The 16,588-nt window shown below is 64.9% G+C and carries 14 protein-coding genes and 2 tRNA genes; 14 read left to right on the forward strand and 2 right to left on the reverse strand.

The window, feature by feature from the left end; translation table 11 throughout:
• Nucleotides 1-181: 181 nt before the first annotated feature.
• Nucleotides 182-255, reverse strand: a tRNA-Gly gene (locus WIMU1_RS12245).
• Nucleotides 256-435: 180 nt separating this feature from the next.
• Between WIMU1_RS12245 and WIMU1_RS12250 the strand changes: the two genes are divergently transcribed.
• The 5 genes from WIMU1_RS12250 (at nucleotide 436) to clpX (ending at nucleotide 4,856) form a co-directional block, all read left to right on the forward strand.
• A tRNA-Pro gene (locus WIMU1_RS12250) sits at nucleotides 436-509 on the forward strand.
• 31 nt (nucleotides 510-540) lie between these two features.
• A complete protein-coding gene (tig, locus tag WIMU1_RS12255; protein WP_062797694.1) occupies nucleotides 541-1,905 on the forward strand; it encodes a trigger factor in 1,365 nt (454 codons plus the stop codon).
• A gap of 161 nt (nucleotides 1,906-2,066) precedes the next feature.
• On the forward strand, nucleotides 2,067-2,672 hold the full coding sequence (locus WIMU1_RS12260; RefSeq protein WP_062798500.1) for an ATP-dependent Clp protease proteolytic subunit: 606 nt from the start codon (nucleotides 2,067-2,069) through the stop codon (nucleotides 2,670-2,672).
• 73 nt (nucleotides 2,673-2,745) lie between these two features.
• Entirely contained in the window at nucleotides 2,746-3,375 is a 630-nt protein-coding gene (locus WIMU1_RS12265) for an ATP-dependent Clp protease proteolytic subunit (protein WP_030163730.1), read from the forward strand.
• 203 nt (nucleotides 3,376-3,578) lie between these two features.
• The gene (gene clpX / locus WIMU1_RS12270; protein ID WP_030163729.1) at nucleotides 3,579-4,856 is read left to right on the forward strand and encodes an ATP-dependent Clp protease ATP-binding subunit ClpX; all 1,278 of its coding nucleotides are present in this window, start codon (nucleotides 3,579-3,581) and stop codon (nucleotides 4,854-4,856) included.
• Nucleotides 4,857-4,865: 9 nt separating this feature from the next.
• Here the strand turns inward: clpX and fdhD are convergent, their stop codons facing one another.
• On the reverse strand, nucleotides 4,866-5,687 hold the full coding sequence (gene fdhD, locus WIMU1_RS12275) for a formate dehydrogenase accessory sulfurtransferase FdhD (protein WP_062797696.1): 822 nt from the start codon (nucleotides 5,685-5,687) through the stop codon (nucleotides 4,866-4,868).
• A gap of 67 nt (nucleotides 5,688-5,754) precedes the next feature.
• Here fdhD and mobA point away from each other — a divergent pair, with 67 nt between their 5' ends.
• The 9 genes from mobA (at nucleotide 5,755) to rpmA (ending at nucleotide 16,500) form a co-directional block, all read left to right on the forward strand.
• Nucleotides 5,755-6,384 carry a molybdenum cofactor guanylyltransferase gene (gene mobA, locus WIMU1_RS12280; protein WP_062798501.1) on the forward strand — a complete coding sequence of 210 codons (630 nt, stop codon included), beginning with the start codon at nucleotides 5,755-5,757 and terminating at the stop codon, nucleotides 6,382-6,384.
• 52 nt (nucleotides 6,385-6,436) lie between these two features.
• Complete coding sequence (locus WIMU1_RS12285; protein WP_062797698.1) at nucleotides 6,437-9,112, forward strand: valine--tRNA ligase; 2,676 nt, start codon at nucleotides 6,437-6,439, stop codon at nucleotides 9,110-9,112.
• Nucleotides 9,109-10,521: a bifunctional tetrahydrofolate synthase/dihydrofolate synthase gene (gene folC, locus WIMU1_RS12290; protein ID WP_062797699.1), complete on the forward strand. Its 1,413-nt coding sequence runs from the start codon at nucleotides 9,109-9,111 to the stop codon at nucleotides 10,519-10,521. Before WIMU1_RS12285 ends, folC begins: the two co-directional genes overlap by 4 nt.
• Nucleotides 10,518-10,934: a DUF4233 domain-containing protein gene (locus tag WIMU1_RS12295; RefSeq protein ID WP_030163723.1), complete on the forward strand. Its 417-nt coding sequence runs from the start codon at nucleotides 10,518-10,520 to the stop codon at nucleotides 10,932-10,934. The genes folC and WIMU1_RS12295 overlap by 4 nt, the downstream gene beginning before the upstream one ends.
• A 139-nt stretch (nucleotides 10,935-11,073) precedes the next feature.
• On the forward strand, nucleotides 11,074-11,460 hold the full coding sequence (locus WIMU1_RS12300) for a hypothetical protein (RefSeq protein ID WP_023960389.1): 387 nt from the start codon (nucleotides 11,074-11,076) through the stop codon (nucleotides 11,458-11,460).
• Nucleotides 11,461-11,495: 35 nt separating this feature from the next.
• The gene (gene ndk, locus WIMU1_RS12305) at nucleotides 11,496-11,909 is read left to right on the forward strand and encodes a nucleoside-diphosphate kinase (RefSeq protein WP_030163720.1); all 414 of its coding nucleotides are present in this window, start codon (nucleotides 11,496-11,498) and stop codon (nucleotides 11,907-11,909) included.
• Nucleotides 11,910-12,252: 343 nt separating this feature from the next.
• Entirely contained in the window at nucleotides 12,253-15,720 is a 3,468-nt protein-coding gene (locus WIMU1_RS12310) for a translation initiation factor IF-2 N-terminal domain-containing protein (RefSeq protein WP_062797701.1), read from the forward strand.
• Between the two features lie 173 nt (nucleotides 15,721-15,893).
• On the forward strand, nucleotides 15,894-16,205 hold the full coding sequence (gene rplU, locus WIMU1_RS12315; protein WP_023960383.1) for a 50S ribosomal protein L21: 312 nt from the start codon (nucleotides 15,894-15,896) through the stop codon (nucleotides 16,203-16,205).
• A gap of 31 nt (nucleotides 16,206-16,236) precedes the next feature.
• On the forward strand, nucleotides 16,237-16,500 hold the full coding sequence (gene rpmA, locus WIMU1_RS12320; protein ID WP_023960381.1) for a 50S ribosomal protein L27: 264 nt from the start codon (nucleotides 16,237-16,239) through the stop codon (nucleotides 16,498-16,500).
• Nucleotides 16,501-16,588 lie beyond the last annotated feature (88 nt).

Raw genomic sequence — 16,588 nt, forward strand, 5'->3', positions numbered from 1 at the left:
AGCCAAACGCAAAAGGCCTAGTTGTGGCGCGTGTCTACCGGTGTGGCACCAGTGAATGTGGCGTGCCTCACTTGTATTCACGCGGGCTTCGACCACGCGGCGGCGGCGGCGCGTTCGCCAAACCTGGCGCTCGAACGACAGAAGCCCTCGTCAGCAACGTGCTGACCAGGGCTTCTGAGGGTGGAGCGGGTGACGGGAATCGAACCCGCGTAGCTAGTTTGGAAGACTAGGGCTCTACCATTGAGCTACACCCGCGTGCACACGATTTCGGTGGGATCGCCACCGTCGTCGTCTGCGAAAAGGACTGTACCGCCTCCGGCCCGCGGATCGAAAATCGCCTCGCCGCCATCACCGGTTTAGGTGGAGACCGACACGGCACGTAGTATTTGCGTTCGGTTCCGCAGGCGGTGACAGACCCCTGCGGGCGGACCTACACGGGATGTGGCGCAGCTTGGTAGCGCATCCGCTTTGGGAGCGGAGGGTCGCAGGTTCAAATCCTGTCATCCCGACTCACGTGAGAAGGCAAGACAAGGGAGTCAAGTGAAGAGCACCGTCGAGCAGATCAGCCCGACGCGGGTCAAACTCAACGTCGAGGTCCCGTTCGCGGAACTCGAACCGGATTTCGCCCGCACCTACAAGACGCTGGCCCGCGACATCCGGATCCCCGGATTCCGGCCCGGCAAGGCCCCGGCCAAACTGATCGAGGCCCGAGTCGGCCGCGACGCAGTGCTCGCCCAGGTCGTCAACGAGGCGATCCCGGGCAAGTACAGCGAGGCCGTCGCAGAGACGGAGATCAAGGCGATCGGTCAGCCCGAGATCGACCTCTCGGAACTCGCGTACGGCGAGAGCATCACGTTCACCGCCGAGGTCGACGTGCGCCCGGACATCGATCTGCCGGATTACTCGACCCTCGAGGTCGAGGTCGAACCGGTCAAGGTCGACGACGAGGCTGTCGATGAGCAATTGCAGTCCCTGCGCGCACGTTTCGGCACCCTCACCGGTGTGGAGCGGCCCGTCGCCGACGGCGACTTCGTGTCGATCGACCTCTCCGCCACGATCGACGGCAAAGAGGTCGAAGAGGCAGCCACGAGCGGTCTGTCGCACGAGGTGGGCTCCGGTGAGCTCATCGACGGACTCGACGAGGCCCTCATCGGTCTGAATGCCGGCGAAGAGAAGACCTTCACCAGCACTCTGGTCGCCGGTGAGCACAGCGGCGATCAGGCCGAGGTCACCGTCAAGGTCCTCACCGTCAAGGAACGCGAGCTGCCCGAGGTCGACGACGAGTTCGCCCAGCTGGCGAGCGAGTTCGACACCGTGGACGAGCTGAAGGCGGATCTGCGTGAGCGTGTCGCACGGTCGAAGAAGATGGAGCAGGCCAACGCGATCAGCGAGGCGCTCGTCGCCAAACTGACCGAGTCGGTCGAGATCCCGCTTCCCGAGGCCGTCGTCACAGCCGAGGTCGACGGACAGGTCCACCAGGTGGTGCACAGCCTCGGACACGACGAGGCGGCTTTCGAGCAGCTGCTCGAGGCGCAGGGCACCACCCGCGAGAAGTTCGAGGCCGAGACACGCGAGGCGGCCGAGAAGTCGGTCAAGACCCAGCTGTTGCTCGACGCCATCGCCGACCAGCAGGACACCGAGGTCGGCCAGGACGAGCTGATGCAGCAGATCATGTTCCAGGCCCAGCGTTACGGCATGCAGCCGGCGGAGTTTGCACAGCAGCTGCAGCAGGCCAATCAGGTGGGCGCGGTGTACGCCGAGGTCCGCCGGAGCAAGGCGCTGTCGTCGATCGTGCACCTGGTGACCGTCAAGGACACCGAGGGCGAGACCGTCGACACCGAAGAGTTCTTCGGTAAGCCGACGTCCGACGAGGACGCCGACACGTCGGCATCCGATGAGTCGTAGCTGGTAAAACGCCAGCACAATTTCTGCTGTCAGCGAATAGGGGCGACGCCGGGCCATCGGCGTCGTCCCTATTCGTTAGGGTCGAAGACAGCAATCAAATGACTGTGAGTCCGTTGAACGAAAACCCCGGAAGTCTTTCCGGGACGTCGAAGGTAGGTACCGTGACTGAGCCGAAGATCCACACGCCCGCGCTCTCCGGAGCAACCGCGAGTTCGGGTATCGGTCTGAACTTGTCCGACTCGGTCTTCGAGCGTCTGCTGCGCGAGCGGATCATCTTCTTGGGCACCCAGGTCGATGACGAGATCGCCAACCGCTTGTGCGCGCAGATCTTGCTGCTGTCGGCAGAAGATCCGACCAAGGACATCAACCTCTACATCAACTCGCCCGGCGGTTCGGTCACCGCGGGCATGGCGATCTTCGACACGATGCAGCTGGCACCGTGCGACATCTCCACCTACGCGATGGGCATGGCGGCGTCGATGGGGCAGTTCCTGCTCGCCGCGGGCACCAAGGGCAAGCGTCACGCCCTGCCGCACGCGCGCATCATGATGCACCAGCCGTCGGCCGGTATCGGCGGAACAGCGGCCGATATCGCCATCCAGGCCGAGCAGTTCGCGTTGACCAAAAAAGAGATGAACAAGCTCAACGCCGAGTTCTCCGGGCAAACCCTGGAACAGATCGAGGCGGACGCCGATCGTGACAAGTGGTTCACCGCCGAGCAGGCCAAGGAATACGGGCTCGTCGATCACGTGATCACGCGCGCCTGATCGTGTCCATGGCCGAGCTCCGCTTCGCTACGGCTCCGGCCCCTCGCACACTCATCGGAAAGAACCTGGAACCATGAACAATCTTTCACCCCAGTCGCGGTACATCCTGCCCTCGTTCATCGAGCACACGCCGAACGGCGCTCGCGAGTACAACCCCTACGCCAAGCTCTTCGAAGAGCGAATCGTGTTCTTGGGCACGCCGATCGACGAGACGGTTGCCAACGACATCATGGCCCAGCTCCTGGTGCTCGAGTCGCAGGATCCTGATCGCGACATCATCATGTACGTCAACTCGCCCGGCGGCAGCGTTCCGGCGATGCTGGCCATCTACGACACCATGCAGTACGTGCACTGCGACATCGCGACCGTCTGCCTCGGCGAGGCTGCCTCGGCTGCGGCCATCGTCCTTGCCGCCGGAACACCGGGTAAGCGTGCGGCGCTGCCCAACGCCACCGTTCTGATCCACCAGCCCCGCACCGGCGGTGCATACCAGGGCCAGGTGTCCGACCTCGAGATCCAGGCGGCCGAGATCGAGCGGATCCGCAAGCGACTCGACGACATCCTCGCCGGACACACCGGACAGCCGGCGGACAAGATCCGCAAGGACACCGATCGCGACAACATCCTGACCGCGCAAGCGGCCAAAGAGTACGGGATCATCGACGAGGTTTTCGAGTACCGGAAGAAGTCAGGAAAGAAGTAGCGCCGCGCTCGGCCCGCCGTCCTCGGCGGCGGGCAAGAGCGGTCGTGGGCAGGCAAAAAGGCCCGCGACATTTGGCTTTATCGGTCGAAGTTCCGCCGACGTACGGGTACGGTCGTGGTTACTGTGCTCCGCATGGGCTGGGGCGGACCACCGGACTTCACGTCTTTGGAGCATCAGGGTAAGGGAAGTAGGTACAGCAACAGATGGCACGTATCGGAGATGGTGGCGATCTGCTGAAATGTTCTTTCTGCGGAAAGAGCCAAAAACAGGTCAAGAAGCTGATCGCTGGACCCGGCGTGTACATCTGCGATGAGTGCATCGACCTGTGCAACGAGATCATCGAGGAAGAGCTGGCCGAGACCAGCGATGTCAAACTCGACGAACTCCCCAAGCCCATGGAGATCCGGGATTTCCTGGAGAACTACGTCATCGGTCAGGACACTGCCAAGCGCACCCTGGCCGTCGCGGTCTACAACCACTACAAGCGCATACAGGCCGGCGACCGCAAGGACTCGCGCGGCATGGAGCCCGTGGAGCTCGCGAAGTCGAACATCCTGATGCTCGGTCCAACCGGCTGTGGAAAGACCTACCTCGCACAGACCCTAGCGAAGATGCTGAACGTTCCGTTCGCCATCGCCGACGCCACGGCGCTCACCGAGGCCGGCTACGTGGGCGAGGATGTCGAGAACATCCTGCTCAAGCTCATCCAAGCGGCCGACTACGACGTCAAGCGGGCCGAGACCGGCATCATCTACATCGATGAAGTCGACAAGATCGCCCGCAAGAGCGAGAACCCGTCGATCACGCGGGACGTCTCGGGTGAAGGCGTGCAGCAGGCATTGCTCAAGATCCTCGAGGGCACGCAGGCCTCGGTACCTCCGCAGGGCGGCCGCAAGCACCCCCATCAAGAGTTCATCCAGATCGACACCACAAACGTGCTCTTCATCGTGGCCGGCGCATTCGCCGGACTCGACAAGATCGTGTCGGATCGAATCGGTAAGCGCGGCATCGGATTCGGCACTGAGGTCGCCAAGAACGACGACGACAGTGCTGACCATTTCGCCGAGGTCATGCCCGAGGACCTGATCAAGTTCGGTCTGATCCCCGAGTTCATCGGCCGACTGCCGGTGATCGCATCGGTGACCAACCTCGACAAGGAATCCCTCGTCAGCATCCTGTCGCAGCCGAAGAACGCGCTCGTCAAGCAGTACGCGCGACTCTTCGACATGGACGGTGTGGAACTCGAGTTCACCGAGGACGCTCTCGAGGCCATCGCGGATCAGGCGATCCACCGTGGCACCGGTGCTCGTGGTCTCCGGGCCATCATGGAAGAGGTCCTGCTCCCGGTGATGTACGACATCCCGAGCCGCGATGATGTCGCGAAGGTGGTTGTCACGGGAGAAACCGTGCGCGACAACGTTCTTCCCACCATCGTTCCCCGCAAGCCGCGGCGCGACGAACGGCGCGACAAGAGCGCCTGAGCCGCTGGGCTATTCGAGAACGCGGTGACCGGCCGAGTACACGTTCATCGATTCTCCGCGGAGAAATCCGACGATCGTCAGGTCGTTGTCGTTGCCCAGATCCACCGCAAGTGACGATGGCGCGGACACCGCCGCGAGTATCGGTACCCCGGCCATGACGGCTTTCTGCGCGAGCTCGAAAGACGCGCGGCCGGACACCATCAGCACTGTTGCCCGTAAAGGCAACAATCGTTGTGTCACAGCCCATCCGATCACCTTGTCGACGGCGTTGTGGCGACCTACGTCTTCGCGCACCGCGAGGAGTTCGCCGTCGGTGGTGAACAGCGCGGCTCCGTGTACTCCGCCGGTCGCGTCGAACGTCTTCTGCAGCGACCTCAACTGCTCTGGCATGGTGAAGAGCGTGTCGACGTCCACGGTCGAGGGATCGTCCTCCAGCCGGTAGTTGGATGCCAGTCGAACAGCGTCGAGGGATGCCTTTCCGCACACACCGCACGATGAGGTGGTGTAGAAATTTCGCGTCGAACCCGCGGGAAGCGGCCGGTCGTCGCGCAGGCTGACGTCGAGCACGTTGTAGGTGTTGCGGCCTTGGTCGTCGACGCCGTCGCAATATCGGATGGCGCTGATGTCGTCCGCGCCGTCGATGAGTCCCTCGGTCATCAGGAAGCCGTGTGTGAGGTCGATGTCGGACCCAGGTGTGCGCATCGTGACCGAGAGCGCTTCTCCGCCAACACGAATCTCGAGGGGTTCCTCGACCGCGAGCGAGTCGGCCCGCGAATCGGTGTTGCCCGGCCGGATCCGGCGGACCCGCGTACGACTGGTCACTCGTCCCATGACGACCATCATCACCCTGTGCTCCCGTTTTCGCCCACGCGCCCCCGTGCTCGCGTTAACTGTCTCCATGGAGCATGAGCGAGTAGGCGCAGTTGTCCTGGCCGGTGGCGCGTCCAAGCGGATGGGCAGCGACAAGGCGGCACTGGAATGGAACGGCGAATCGATGCTCGGCCGGATCACCCGGATCGTGGGGGAGCGATGCGACCCGGTTCTGGTGCTGGCCCCGGAGGGATCGCCCGCCTATCAGGGCTTGCGGGCCGGCCACGATGGTATCGACGGCACCGCTGACAGCAGCTCCGCGGACGTCACATGGGTGACCGGTGAGGCCGAAGGCGCCGGCCCGCTCGGTGGTCTCGCCACCGGATTGGCCGCAGCCGCCGAACGTGGCCGCGACATCGTCTTCGTCTGCGCCACGGATATGCCCCTTGTCACCGCTGAGATGGTCGATGAACTGCTGCGCGGGCTCACCGACGCCGATGATGCCGCCATCGCCGTCGACTCGCAGCGGGCTCACCCACTGGCCGGGGTGTACCGCACCCGTGCGGCGGCCACGCTGGACGAGTTGGTGCAGGGTGGCGAACGCCGGATGCTGGCCGCAGTGGACGCCCTGCGAACCAACCGGGTGACGCTGAGCGATCCGACATGGTTGACCAACGTCAACGCCCCCGAAGACCTGCACCGATTGCGTGTTCCCTGAGCAGGAGACCTGCACTTTCGTCTCTTCACCACCGACTGCCTAGAATTGGCCGGTGACCGAATCGTCCCAGCACTCCGACAGCACTCCCGAAGCCCTGCCCAAGACCTGGGACCCCGGCGTACACGAGGGACGGCTGTACCGGAACTGGGTAGAGGCCGGATACTTCACCGCGGACCCGTCCAGCGACAAGCCGCCGTTCTCCATCGTCCTGCCGCCACCGAACGTGACGGGTTCGCTGCACATGGGACACGCCCTCGACCACGTCCTGATGGACGCCATGTGCCGTCGTCGGCGGATGCAGGGGTACGAGGTGCTCTGGCTCCCGGGTATGGACCATGCCGGTATCGCGACGCAGACCCTGGTCGAGCGTCAGCTGACGGGGCAGGGCATCGACAAGAACGACATCGGGCGTGACGAGTTCATCGACCGGGTGTGGAAGTGGAAGGCAGAATCCGGCGGCGCGATCGGTGCCCAGATGCGCAGTCTCGGCGACGGCGTCGACTGGAGTCGTGAACGTTTCACCATGGACGACGGGCTGTCCCGGGCAGTGCAAACCGTGTTCAAGAAGATGTTCGACGAGGGTTTGATCTACCGCGCCGAGCGACTCGTGAACTGGTCGCCCGTGTTGCAGACCGCGATCAGCGACATCGAGGTGAAGTACTCCGACGTCGAAGGCGAGCTCGTCAGCTTCAGGTACGGCTCCCTCGACGACAACGAGCCCCACATCGTCGTGGCGACCACGCGAATGGAGACCATGCTCGGTGACACCGCGATCGCGGTGCATCCGGACGACGAGCGTTACAAACATCTGGTCGGCACCGAACTGGACCACCCATTTGTCGATCGCCGCATCCCGGTTGTCGCGGACGACTATGTCGATCCGGATTTCGGAAGTGGCGCAGTCAAGATCACGCCCGCGCATGACCCGAACGACTTCGCACTCGGAGCGCGACACAACCTGCCGATGCCGACGATGATGGACGAGTCGGGTCGAGTCGCGGGTACCGGAACGCAATTCGACGGCCTCGATCGCGCCGAGGCACGGGTCAAGGTCCGTGAGGTGCTGGCCGAACAGGGTCGCATCGTCAAGGAGGTGCGCCCTTATCTGCACAGCGTCGGTCACTCCGAACGAAGCGGCGAACCGATCGAGCCGCGTCTGAGCATGCAGTGGTGGGTGCGGGTGGAGTCGCTGGCCAAGGCAGCCGGCGACGCGGTACGCAACGGCGACACAGTGATCCACCCTGCTTCGCTCGAACCGCGCTGGTTCGCATGGGTCGATGACATGCACGACTGGTGCATCTCGCGCCAGCTGTGGTGGGGGCATCGGATCCCGGTCTGGTACGGCCCGGACGGCGACATGGTGTGCGTGGGCCCGGGGGAGTCGGCGCCGGAAGGGTACGTGCAGGACAATGACGTCCTCGACACCTGGTTCTCGTCCGGACTGTGGCCCTTCTCCACCATGGGGTGGCCCGAGGAGAGCGCCGAGCTGGCCAAGTTCTATCCCACGTCCGTGCTGGTCACCGGGTACGACATCCTGTTCTTCTGGGTCGCCCGGATGATGATGTTCGGTACGTACGTCGCCGGGGCCATCGGCGAGCAGATCGGCGCGGACGCTCCGGTCCCGTTCCGGAACGTCTTCTTGCACGGCCTCGTTCGCGATGAGCACGGCAGCAAGATGTCGAAGTCCAAGGGCAACGGGATCGACCCGCTGGACTGGGTGAACCAATACGGTGCCGATGCACTGCGGTTCACACTCGCGCGAGGTGCGAACCCCGGCGGCGACCTGTCCGTCGGCGACGATCTCGCGCAGTCCTCGCGCAACTTCGCCACCAAGTTGTTCAACGCCACCAAGTTCGCGTTGATGAACGGGGCGAAGGTCGGGGAGCTGCCGCCGCGTGCAGATCTGACCGACGCAGATCGGTGGATTCTCGGGCGGCTCGACGAGGTGCATGCCGAGGCGGACGCGGGTTTCGAGGCCTACGAGTTCTCCAAGGCCTGTGAGGCGCTGTACCACTTCGCCTGGGACGAGGTGTGCGACTGGTACCTCGAACTGGCCAAGGTGCAATTCGCTCGCGAAGACGAAACCGTCTCGGCCACAACAAAGATCGTTCTCGGAACCGTGCTCGATTCTCTGCTGCGAATGCTGCATCCGGTGATGCCGTTCGTCACCGAGGTCCTGTGGCAGACCTTGACCGGCGGCGAATCCGTGGTCATCGCCGACTGGCCCACCGCATCAGGTGAACCGGTCGATCGCGACGCACACCACCGCATCGAGGACACCCAGCGACTGATCACCGAGATCCGCCGGTTCCGTAGCGACCAGGGACTCAAGCCGTCGCAGCGAGTCGCGGCCGAACTCATCGGACTCGAAGCCGCAGACCTCGTCGCACAGCGCGACTACATCGACTCACTGGCACGACTGAGCAGAGCGGAGCCGGGCTTCGCGGCGACCGCGACCATCGAGGTGCGCCTGCGGTCGACGACGGTCACGGTGCAGATCGACACCTCCGGCACGATCGATGTGGCTGCGGAGAAGCGTCGTCTGGAGAAGGAGTTGGCCGCAGCGGAGAAGGAGCTGGCCACCACCACCGCGAAGCTGGCCAACGAGCAGTTCATGGCCAAGGCGCCCGACCACGTGAAGGCGAAGATCGAGACCCGGGCGCAGGTGGCCGAAGAAGAGATCGTCCGCATCAAGGCCAAACTGGCCGAACTGGATTCGCGGTCGTGACGGGCCCCCAGGTACCGACCGCGGAGGACCTCGCCGAACTCGGTGAGGTGGAGGCGCAGCTCGACACCCGCTGGCCCGAGACGAAGATCGAACCGAGCTTGGCCAGGATCTCCGCTCTGATGGATCTGCTCGGGTCGCCGCAACACGGCTATCCGGCGATCCACGTGGCCGGAACGAACGGGAAAACCTCGGTCACGAGGATGATCGACGCGCTGCTCACCGCTCTCCATCGGCGTACCGGCCGCATCACCAGTCCGCACCTGCAGTTGGCCACCGAACGCATCTCCATCGATGGGGAGCCGATCTCACCGCGTGTCTACGTGGACACCTACCGAGAACTCGAGCCCTACATCGACATGATCGACGATCGGTCGCTCGCGGCCGACGGCCCACGGATGAGCAAGTTCGAGGTCCTCACCGCGATGGCCTACACAGCCTTCGCCGAAGCGCCGGTGGATGTCGCGGTGGTCGAGACAGGCATGGGCGGCAGGTGGGATGCCACCAACGTGATCAACGCTTCGGTGGCCGTGATCACCCCGATCGCGATGGACCACAGCGACTATCTGGGTGACACCCTCACGGCCATCGCGGGGGAGAAGGCCGGGATCATCAAGAAGGCACCGGATGCACTGGTGCCGACCGACCCGGTGACCGTGCTCGCCGTCCAGCAGCTTGAGGTGGCCGACGTGCTCCTGCGCGCCGCGGTCGAGGCCGACAACTTCGTGGCCCGTGAGGGCTCGGAGTTCGCAGTCCTCGAACGCCGGACCGCCGTGGGCGGACAGATGCTCACACTGCAGGGCCTCGGCGGCGAATACTCCGAACTGTTCCTGCCGCTGCACGGAGCCCATCAGGCGTCGAACGCGGCGCTCGCACTCGCGGCGGTCGAGGCCTTCTTCGGCGCCGGTGCGGACCGGCAACTCGACATCGAGGCGGTGCGCGCCGGCTTTGCCGCAGTCACCAGTCCCGGACGGTTGGAACGGGTGCGTTCGGCGCCGACTGTCTTCCTCGACGCGGCGCACAACCCGCACGGTGCCGCTGCGCTCGCGGCCGCATTGGACGAGGAATTCGACTTCCGGCGGCTGATCGGCGTCATCAGCGTGATGGCGGACAAGGACGTCGCAGGATTACTCGCCGCTTTCGAGCCGGTGTTCGACGCCATCGTGCTCACCCACAACGGTTCCCCGCGGGCGATGGACCCGGAACAACTGGCCGACGTGGCCATCACTATCTTCGGCGAGGATCGGGTTCAGGTTCGCGGCTTCCTGCCCGATGCGGTCGAGACCGCCATCGAACTGGCCGAGGAGAACCTCGACGAGGCCGAGGGCATGTCGGGAACCGGCGTGGTGATCACCGGCTCGGTGGTGACGGCGGGCGCTGCTCGCACCCTCTTCGGCAAGGACCCGGCATGAGCCCTCAAAACCCTGACCCACCAGCGCGATTCACGCCGCCGACGGTCGATCCGTGGCGTGGTCTACGGGGTGTGATGGCCGGAACGCTCATCCTGGAAGCAATAGTGGTGATGCTGGCATTTCCGATCGTCGTCCGGGTCGGCGGTGGACTGACGGCGTGGTCGGCTGTGTATCTCGGTGTGCTGACGCTCGCTCTCATCCTGGGTTCGGGGCTGCAGGGCAGAAGCTGGGCGCTTCCGTATGACCTTGCGCTGCAAGTGATCACCGTGGCCGGGTGGATCGTCCACTGGTCCATCGGGGCCGTCGGTGTGGTGTTCCTGCTGGTGTGGTTGTACATCGCCTACATCAAGCGGGACGTTCGTCTTCGAATGGAACGCGGCTTGCTGAACGGGCAAGAGCCGATCACCGACTGACGCAGGTCAAATCGTGTTGTCCGGTAACGATTTTTGTTGTTGCCGGAACGTGACCTGAAAACTCGCATTTCGGGTTCCGTGGAGCCATCGACGCTGACAAGATCGCACACACACGTAACCGTCGAAAGGCCCATCTTTTATGTCTCGTCTCGCATCCGTTCCTGCCGTACTCGCAGCCGGCGCCGCCTGCATCGTCGCGGGGACTGCACTCGGTGCGGGCTCGGCATCGGCTGTCGCGGGCCCACCCATGCCGGTGGGTGGCAGTCAGTTCAGTTACACCGCGACCCATGCTCTGACTCAGCGGGCCGCGGACATGGACCTGCCGGAGTTCGTGGCGTCGCTCCCGGTGCCCGCCGAGTACAAGCCGGCGAACCTGGCACTGGCCGCGCGTTTCGACGTCGCGGTACAAGAGGCGCTTGCGTCGCCGGGCGGCTGTATCCAGGTGGTCATCGATCCGGCGCCCACCACGGGTGGCGTGTTCAGCTACGGGTTCTTCGGAGTCGACGGCGCGTACTGCCAGCCGTAGGGCAGTGCCCTCGACCGGCGGGCTAGGCTGACCGGGTGACTGAACGGACTCTGGTACTCATCAAGCCCGACGGTGTGAAGCGCGGCCTGGTCGGCGACATCATCGGCCGCATCGAGCGCAAGGGCTTGACCCTGGTGGCTCTGGAACTCAAGACCGTCAGCGACGACGTCGCTGCGGGACACTACGCGGAGCACGAGGGCAAGCCCTTCTATCCTTCGCTGCTCGAATTCATCACGTCGGGCCCCCTGGTCGCGGCAGTGCTCGAGGGCCCGCGCGCCGTGGCTGCCTTCCGGCAGATCGCCGGCGGAACCGATCCGGTCGAGAAGGCCGTTCCCGGGACGATCCGCGGGGACTATGCGCTCAGCACCCAGTTCAATCTTGTCCACGGGTCGGACTCGCCCGATTCGGCCGAGCGCGAAATCGGTCTCTGGTTCCCTGACCTCGGCTGATCGGACTCGCTGTCGGCCTGTGTGCCGGCGATGTCGGAGGTCTGGACCGCCGGGCCACAGTTGTGTGGGATACTGACAGAGGTTGTCGAGCCCTCGCGGGCGTCGACTGCCAGATGATCAGTTCGGGTGCTCGGTCCCCACTCATGTGGTTTTCACATGGCGTGGTGTGGACATCGTGGCGCTCGACATCAGTCAGTCATCACGCCAGGCATCGCCGGTGAACGCGGGGTCATCCCCGCCGACATAGGGCGAAGCGAGACCTACAATCCCGGCGCAGTCCGGGTAAATAGCACAGCCCTCGCGTGGCCGCGTTTATCCGCGCCCGGGGGCTTGAGGAGAATACGTGGCCGACACGCAGTCGCCGGACGAACTGAACAGCACAGGTTCGGCGCAAGAATTCCCGCACAAACTACGAGTGCACGCGCTGGCCAGGATTCTTGGCCTCAGCAGCCGCGAGGTGCTCGCGCACCTCGCCGAGCTGGGCATCGCGGCTCGCAGCCCACAGTCGAGCATCGTGCGCAGCACTGCCATCGCGGTACGCGACCGGATCAATCCGCCACCCGCCGACGAGTCGGTGGAGGGCGACGATGCCATCACCGCCGATGTCGACGCCCCGCCGGCCGACCCCCAGCCGGCCGACGTGCCGGTCGAGACCGAGCCCTCGGCGGAGGTATCGGCTGCGCCTGTCGCCGAGCCGACACCAGAGGATGTCTCCCCACCCGAGGACGCCGAGGTCGCTGCGGCGGCAACTGCACCCAGTGAGGACGCGCCGGCCGAGGCCGAGCCCGCTGACAAGGCGCCGGAGTCGGCACCACGCGAGAGGTCGATTCCCAGTCTCTTCTCCGCGGTGGAAGAGGAGCAGCCTCGGCACACGCCGACGACCTCTGCCGGGGCCGGGGCAGGATCGCCGCTCTTCCTGTCGGCAGAACAATCAGCTCCCATCCCGCAGAGCACCAAGGACTCGGTCGACGCGGACGCCGACACCGATACCGACGATTCGGACGACGAGAGCGAGTCGGGTTCGCGGAAACGGCGTCGCGGTCGTCGTGGTCGCGGTCGTGGACGCGGTGACCAGGCCGGCGGTGACTTCGGCGACGACGATTCGGACACGGACGCCACCGATTCGGCCGGAGAGTCGGCGCGGGAGACCCAGGACGGCGCCTCGGCAGACTCTGACGACGCCTCCGACACCGACGACGAAGCCGCCAAGCCCGAGACGAAATCGGGCAACAGGCGAAAGCGGAGTAGGCCGAAGAAAGCCCGGCCCGACTCCGAAGGCGACAACGAGCAGGGCCCAGACGGCTCGGCGTCCGACGCTCCCGCCGACGAGACGGCCGGTGGCGATGACGACGACTCCGACCAGTCGGCCGAATCGGACTCCTCGGACTCCGATGATCAGGACGACTCGGGCGACGGCACCTCGGCAAATCGCCGGCGTCGTCGCAGGCGCCGCCGCAAAGGCGGAGAGGGCGACGAACCGCTGCCTGCCGACGACCCGCCCAACACGGTGGTGCACGAACGTGAGCCACGGAACAAGTCGCGCGGCCGCGATGAGGTGCAGGGCATCTCCGGGTCCACCCGTCTCGAGGCCAAGCGCCAGCGACGCCGTGATGGCCGCGACGCGGGACGGCGTCGTCCGCCCATCCTGAGTGAGTCGGAATTCCTGGCCCGCCGCGAAGCGGTCGACCGGGTGATGGTTGTGCGCGAACGCTCGGGTGTGGCCGCAACGGTCACTCATGGGGACACGCACGCCGACGGCAACGCCGATTCCTCGAATCAGCAGACCCGCGATTACACCCAGGTTGCGGTGCTGGAAGACGGCGTACTGGTCGAGCACTTCGTGACCACGTCCAACTCCTCGTCGATGGTGGGCAACATCTACCTCGGTCGGGTGCAGAACGTCCTGCCCGGCATGGAAGCTGCCTTCGTCGACATCGGACGGGGACGCAACGGCGTCCTCTACGCCGGTGAGGTGAACTGGGACGCAGCCGGTCTCGATGGCGGATCACGCAAGATCGAACAGGCCCTGCGTCCCGGTGACCAGGTCTTGGTCCAGGTCAGCAAGGACCCGGTCGGGCACAAGGGTGCCCGTTTGACCACGCAGATCTCCCTGGCCGGCCGGTACCTGGTGTACGTGCCGGGCGGCGGCTCCACTGGGATCAGCCGCAAGCTTCCCGACACCGAGCGCAAACGCCTCAAGCAGATCCTCGGCAAGATCGTTCCCGACGACGCCGGTGTGATCATCCGCACCGCGTCCGAAGGTGTCTCGGCCGAAGAGTTGACGGCCGACATCGAACGTCTGCAACAGCAGTGGGAAACCATCAACGCGGCCACCTCGGCGGCCGGTAGCTCGAAATCCGGTGCGCCGCAGACGTTGTACGAAGAGCCGGACCTTCTCGTGAAGGTGGTCCGTGACCTCTTCAACGAAGACTTCAAGAAGCTCATCGTCGAGGGCAACGGTGCCTGGAACCAGGTGGAGAACTACGTCCGAGGCGTCGCACCCGACCTGCTCGACCGCACCGAGCGATTCGAGAAGGCCCACGCCGATGCGCCTGACGTGTTCGACGTGCACCGGATCGACGAGCAGTTGGCAAAGGCATTGGACCGCAAGGTGTGGTTGCCCTCCGGTGGAACGCTGATCATCGAGCACACCGAGGCGATGACCGTCGTCGACGTGAACACAGGCAAGTTCACCGGCTCGGGCGGAAACCTCGAAGAGACGGTGACCCGCAACAACCTCGAGGCTGCCGAAGAGATCGTCCGGCAGATGAGGTTGCGCGACATCGGCGGCATGATCATCGTCGACTTCATCGACATGGTCCTCGAGTCGAACCGAGACCTGGTCCTGCGCAGGCTCACCGAGGCATTGGGCCGCGATCGCACCCGCCATCAGGTGTCGGAGGTGACGTCGCTCGGCTTGGTGCAGATGACGCGAAAGCGCCTTGGAACCGGTTTGCTCGAAGCATTCTCGACCACCTGCACCTGCTGTAACGGGCGCGGCATCGTCGTGCACGCCAACCCGGTCGAGATCTCGTCCGGCGATGATCAGGCAGGCCGCGGCGACAACACCAAGAGGGCGCGGCGCAACCGTCGTGGTGGCAAAGCGGATCAGCCTGCAGCTGTCGAGAGCAAACCGGCTGCCCACAGTCCCGCCGAGCACCCGATGTTCCGGGCGATGGCCAGCCACACGCCCGATTCCGAGACACCCGAAACGGAGACCGATTTCGAGGTCACGGAGACGGGTTCGGAGCAGTCCGGCAACGCTGCTGCCCGCACCGAGGCCGGCACCGAGGAGACCACGTCCACGATGTCCGCGTCTGCGGCCGTCGAGGACACGGCTGCAGGGTCGGAGAAGGTTCACGGTGATCCCGCTCCGGCCATCACGTCATCGGACGCAGACCGGTCGGCGTCGGCTGCCCCCAAGAAGTCCGCGAAGTCCGAGAAATCCCAGAAGCCCGAGGAATCCCAGAAGCCCGAGAAGTCGGGCACATCCGAGACCGCGAGCCCCGTGGACGAAACGGCACACAGCCCGGCAACCGAGGCGGCCGGTGACACGCAGCAGAGCACCGCTGACGAATCCGGACAAACACCGCAGAGTGCCCCGCCAAAACGGCGACGCGCAGTGCGGCGCAAGCCGGCGGCTCCCACCACGGCGACCGATCCCGCTGTCATCGCCGAGGTCATCGCCTCACCGGTGACCACCTCGGGGCCGGTCGGGACCTCCGCGTCCACCGAGCCGGCTGTGGCGGTACGGCGCACGCCGCGACGGCGCGCAGCCGGACGACCTGCAGGTCCGCCGGTGGAGGAGTGAGGATTGCGGGTCGTACCGGGTCAGTTTGACCCGGCCCGCCACACTCCCGTAACCTGGATCAGTCGCCATTCGGCGGACGGATTGCGCTGTGCTCGGAAAGACGGCGCCCGGCCGGATCGGCAACGGGCAAGAGCCCGAACAACACACGACAGACAGTAAGAGGTAGCTCTCCGATGGCAACGTACGCGATCGTCAAGACCGGCGGTAAGCAGTACAAGGTCGCTGAAGGCGATCTGGTGAAGGTCGAGAAGATCGACAGTGAACTCGGCGCGACCGTCTCACTTCCCGTGACGCTTGTCGTCGACGGTGCCGATCTGACCACGGACGCCGACAAGTTGGCGAAGATCTCGGTGACCGGTGAGGTCGTCGAGCACGTCAAGGGTCCGAAGATCCGCATCCACAAGTTCAAGAACAAGACCGGCTACCACAAGCGTCAGGGTCACCGTCAGAAGTTGACGGTCCTCAAGGTCACCGGCATCAAGTAAGCACGCCCCCACACTTTTCAGGAGAACTGTCATGGCACATAAGAAGGGTGCATCCAGCTCGCGCAACGGGCGCGACTCGAATGCTCAGCGACTCGGTGTGAAGCGCTTCGGCGGCCAGCAGGTGAGCGCCGGTGAGATCCTGGTCCGCCAGCGCGGTACACACTTTCACCCCGGCGTCAACGTCGGTCGTGGCGGCGACGACACGCTGTTCGCCCTGGCTCCCGGTGCTGTGGAGTTCGGCAGCAAGCGTGGCCGCAAGACCGTGAACATCGTTCCGGAGCCTGCGCAGGCCTGATCCGGCGCAATGCAATCCAGCTCCTAAGGGGCGGGCAGGATCACCAGATCCCGCCCGCCCCTTAGAAAATTCCAAACTCTCTCACAGG

Source organism: Williamsia muralis NBRC 105860, from assembly GCF_001598915.1.
Taxonomy (GTDB): Bacteria; Actinomycetota; Actinomycetes; order Mycobacteriales; family Mycobacteriaceae; genus Williamsia; species Williamsia muralis.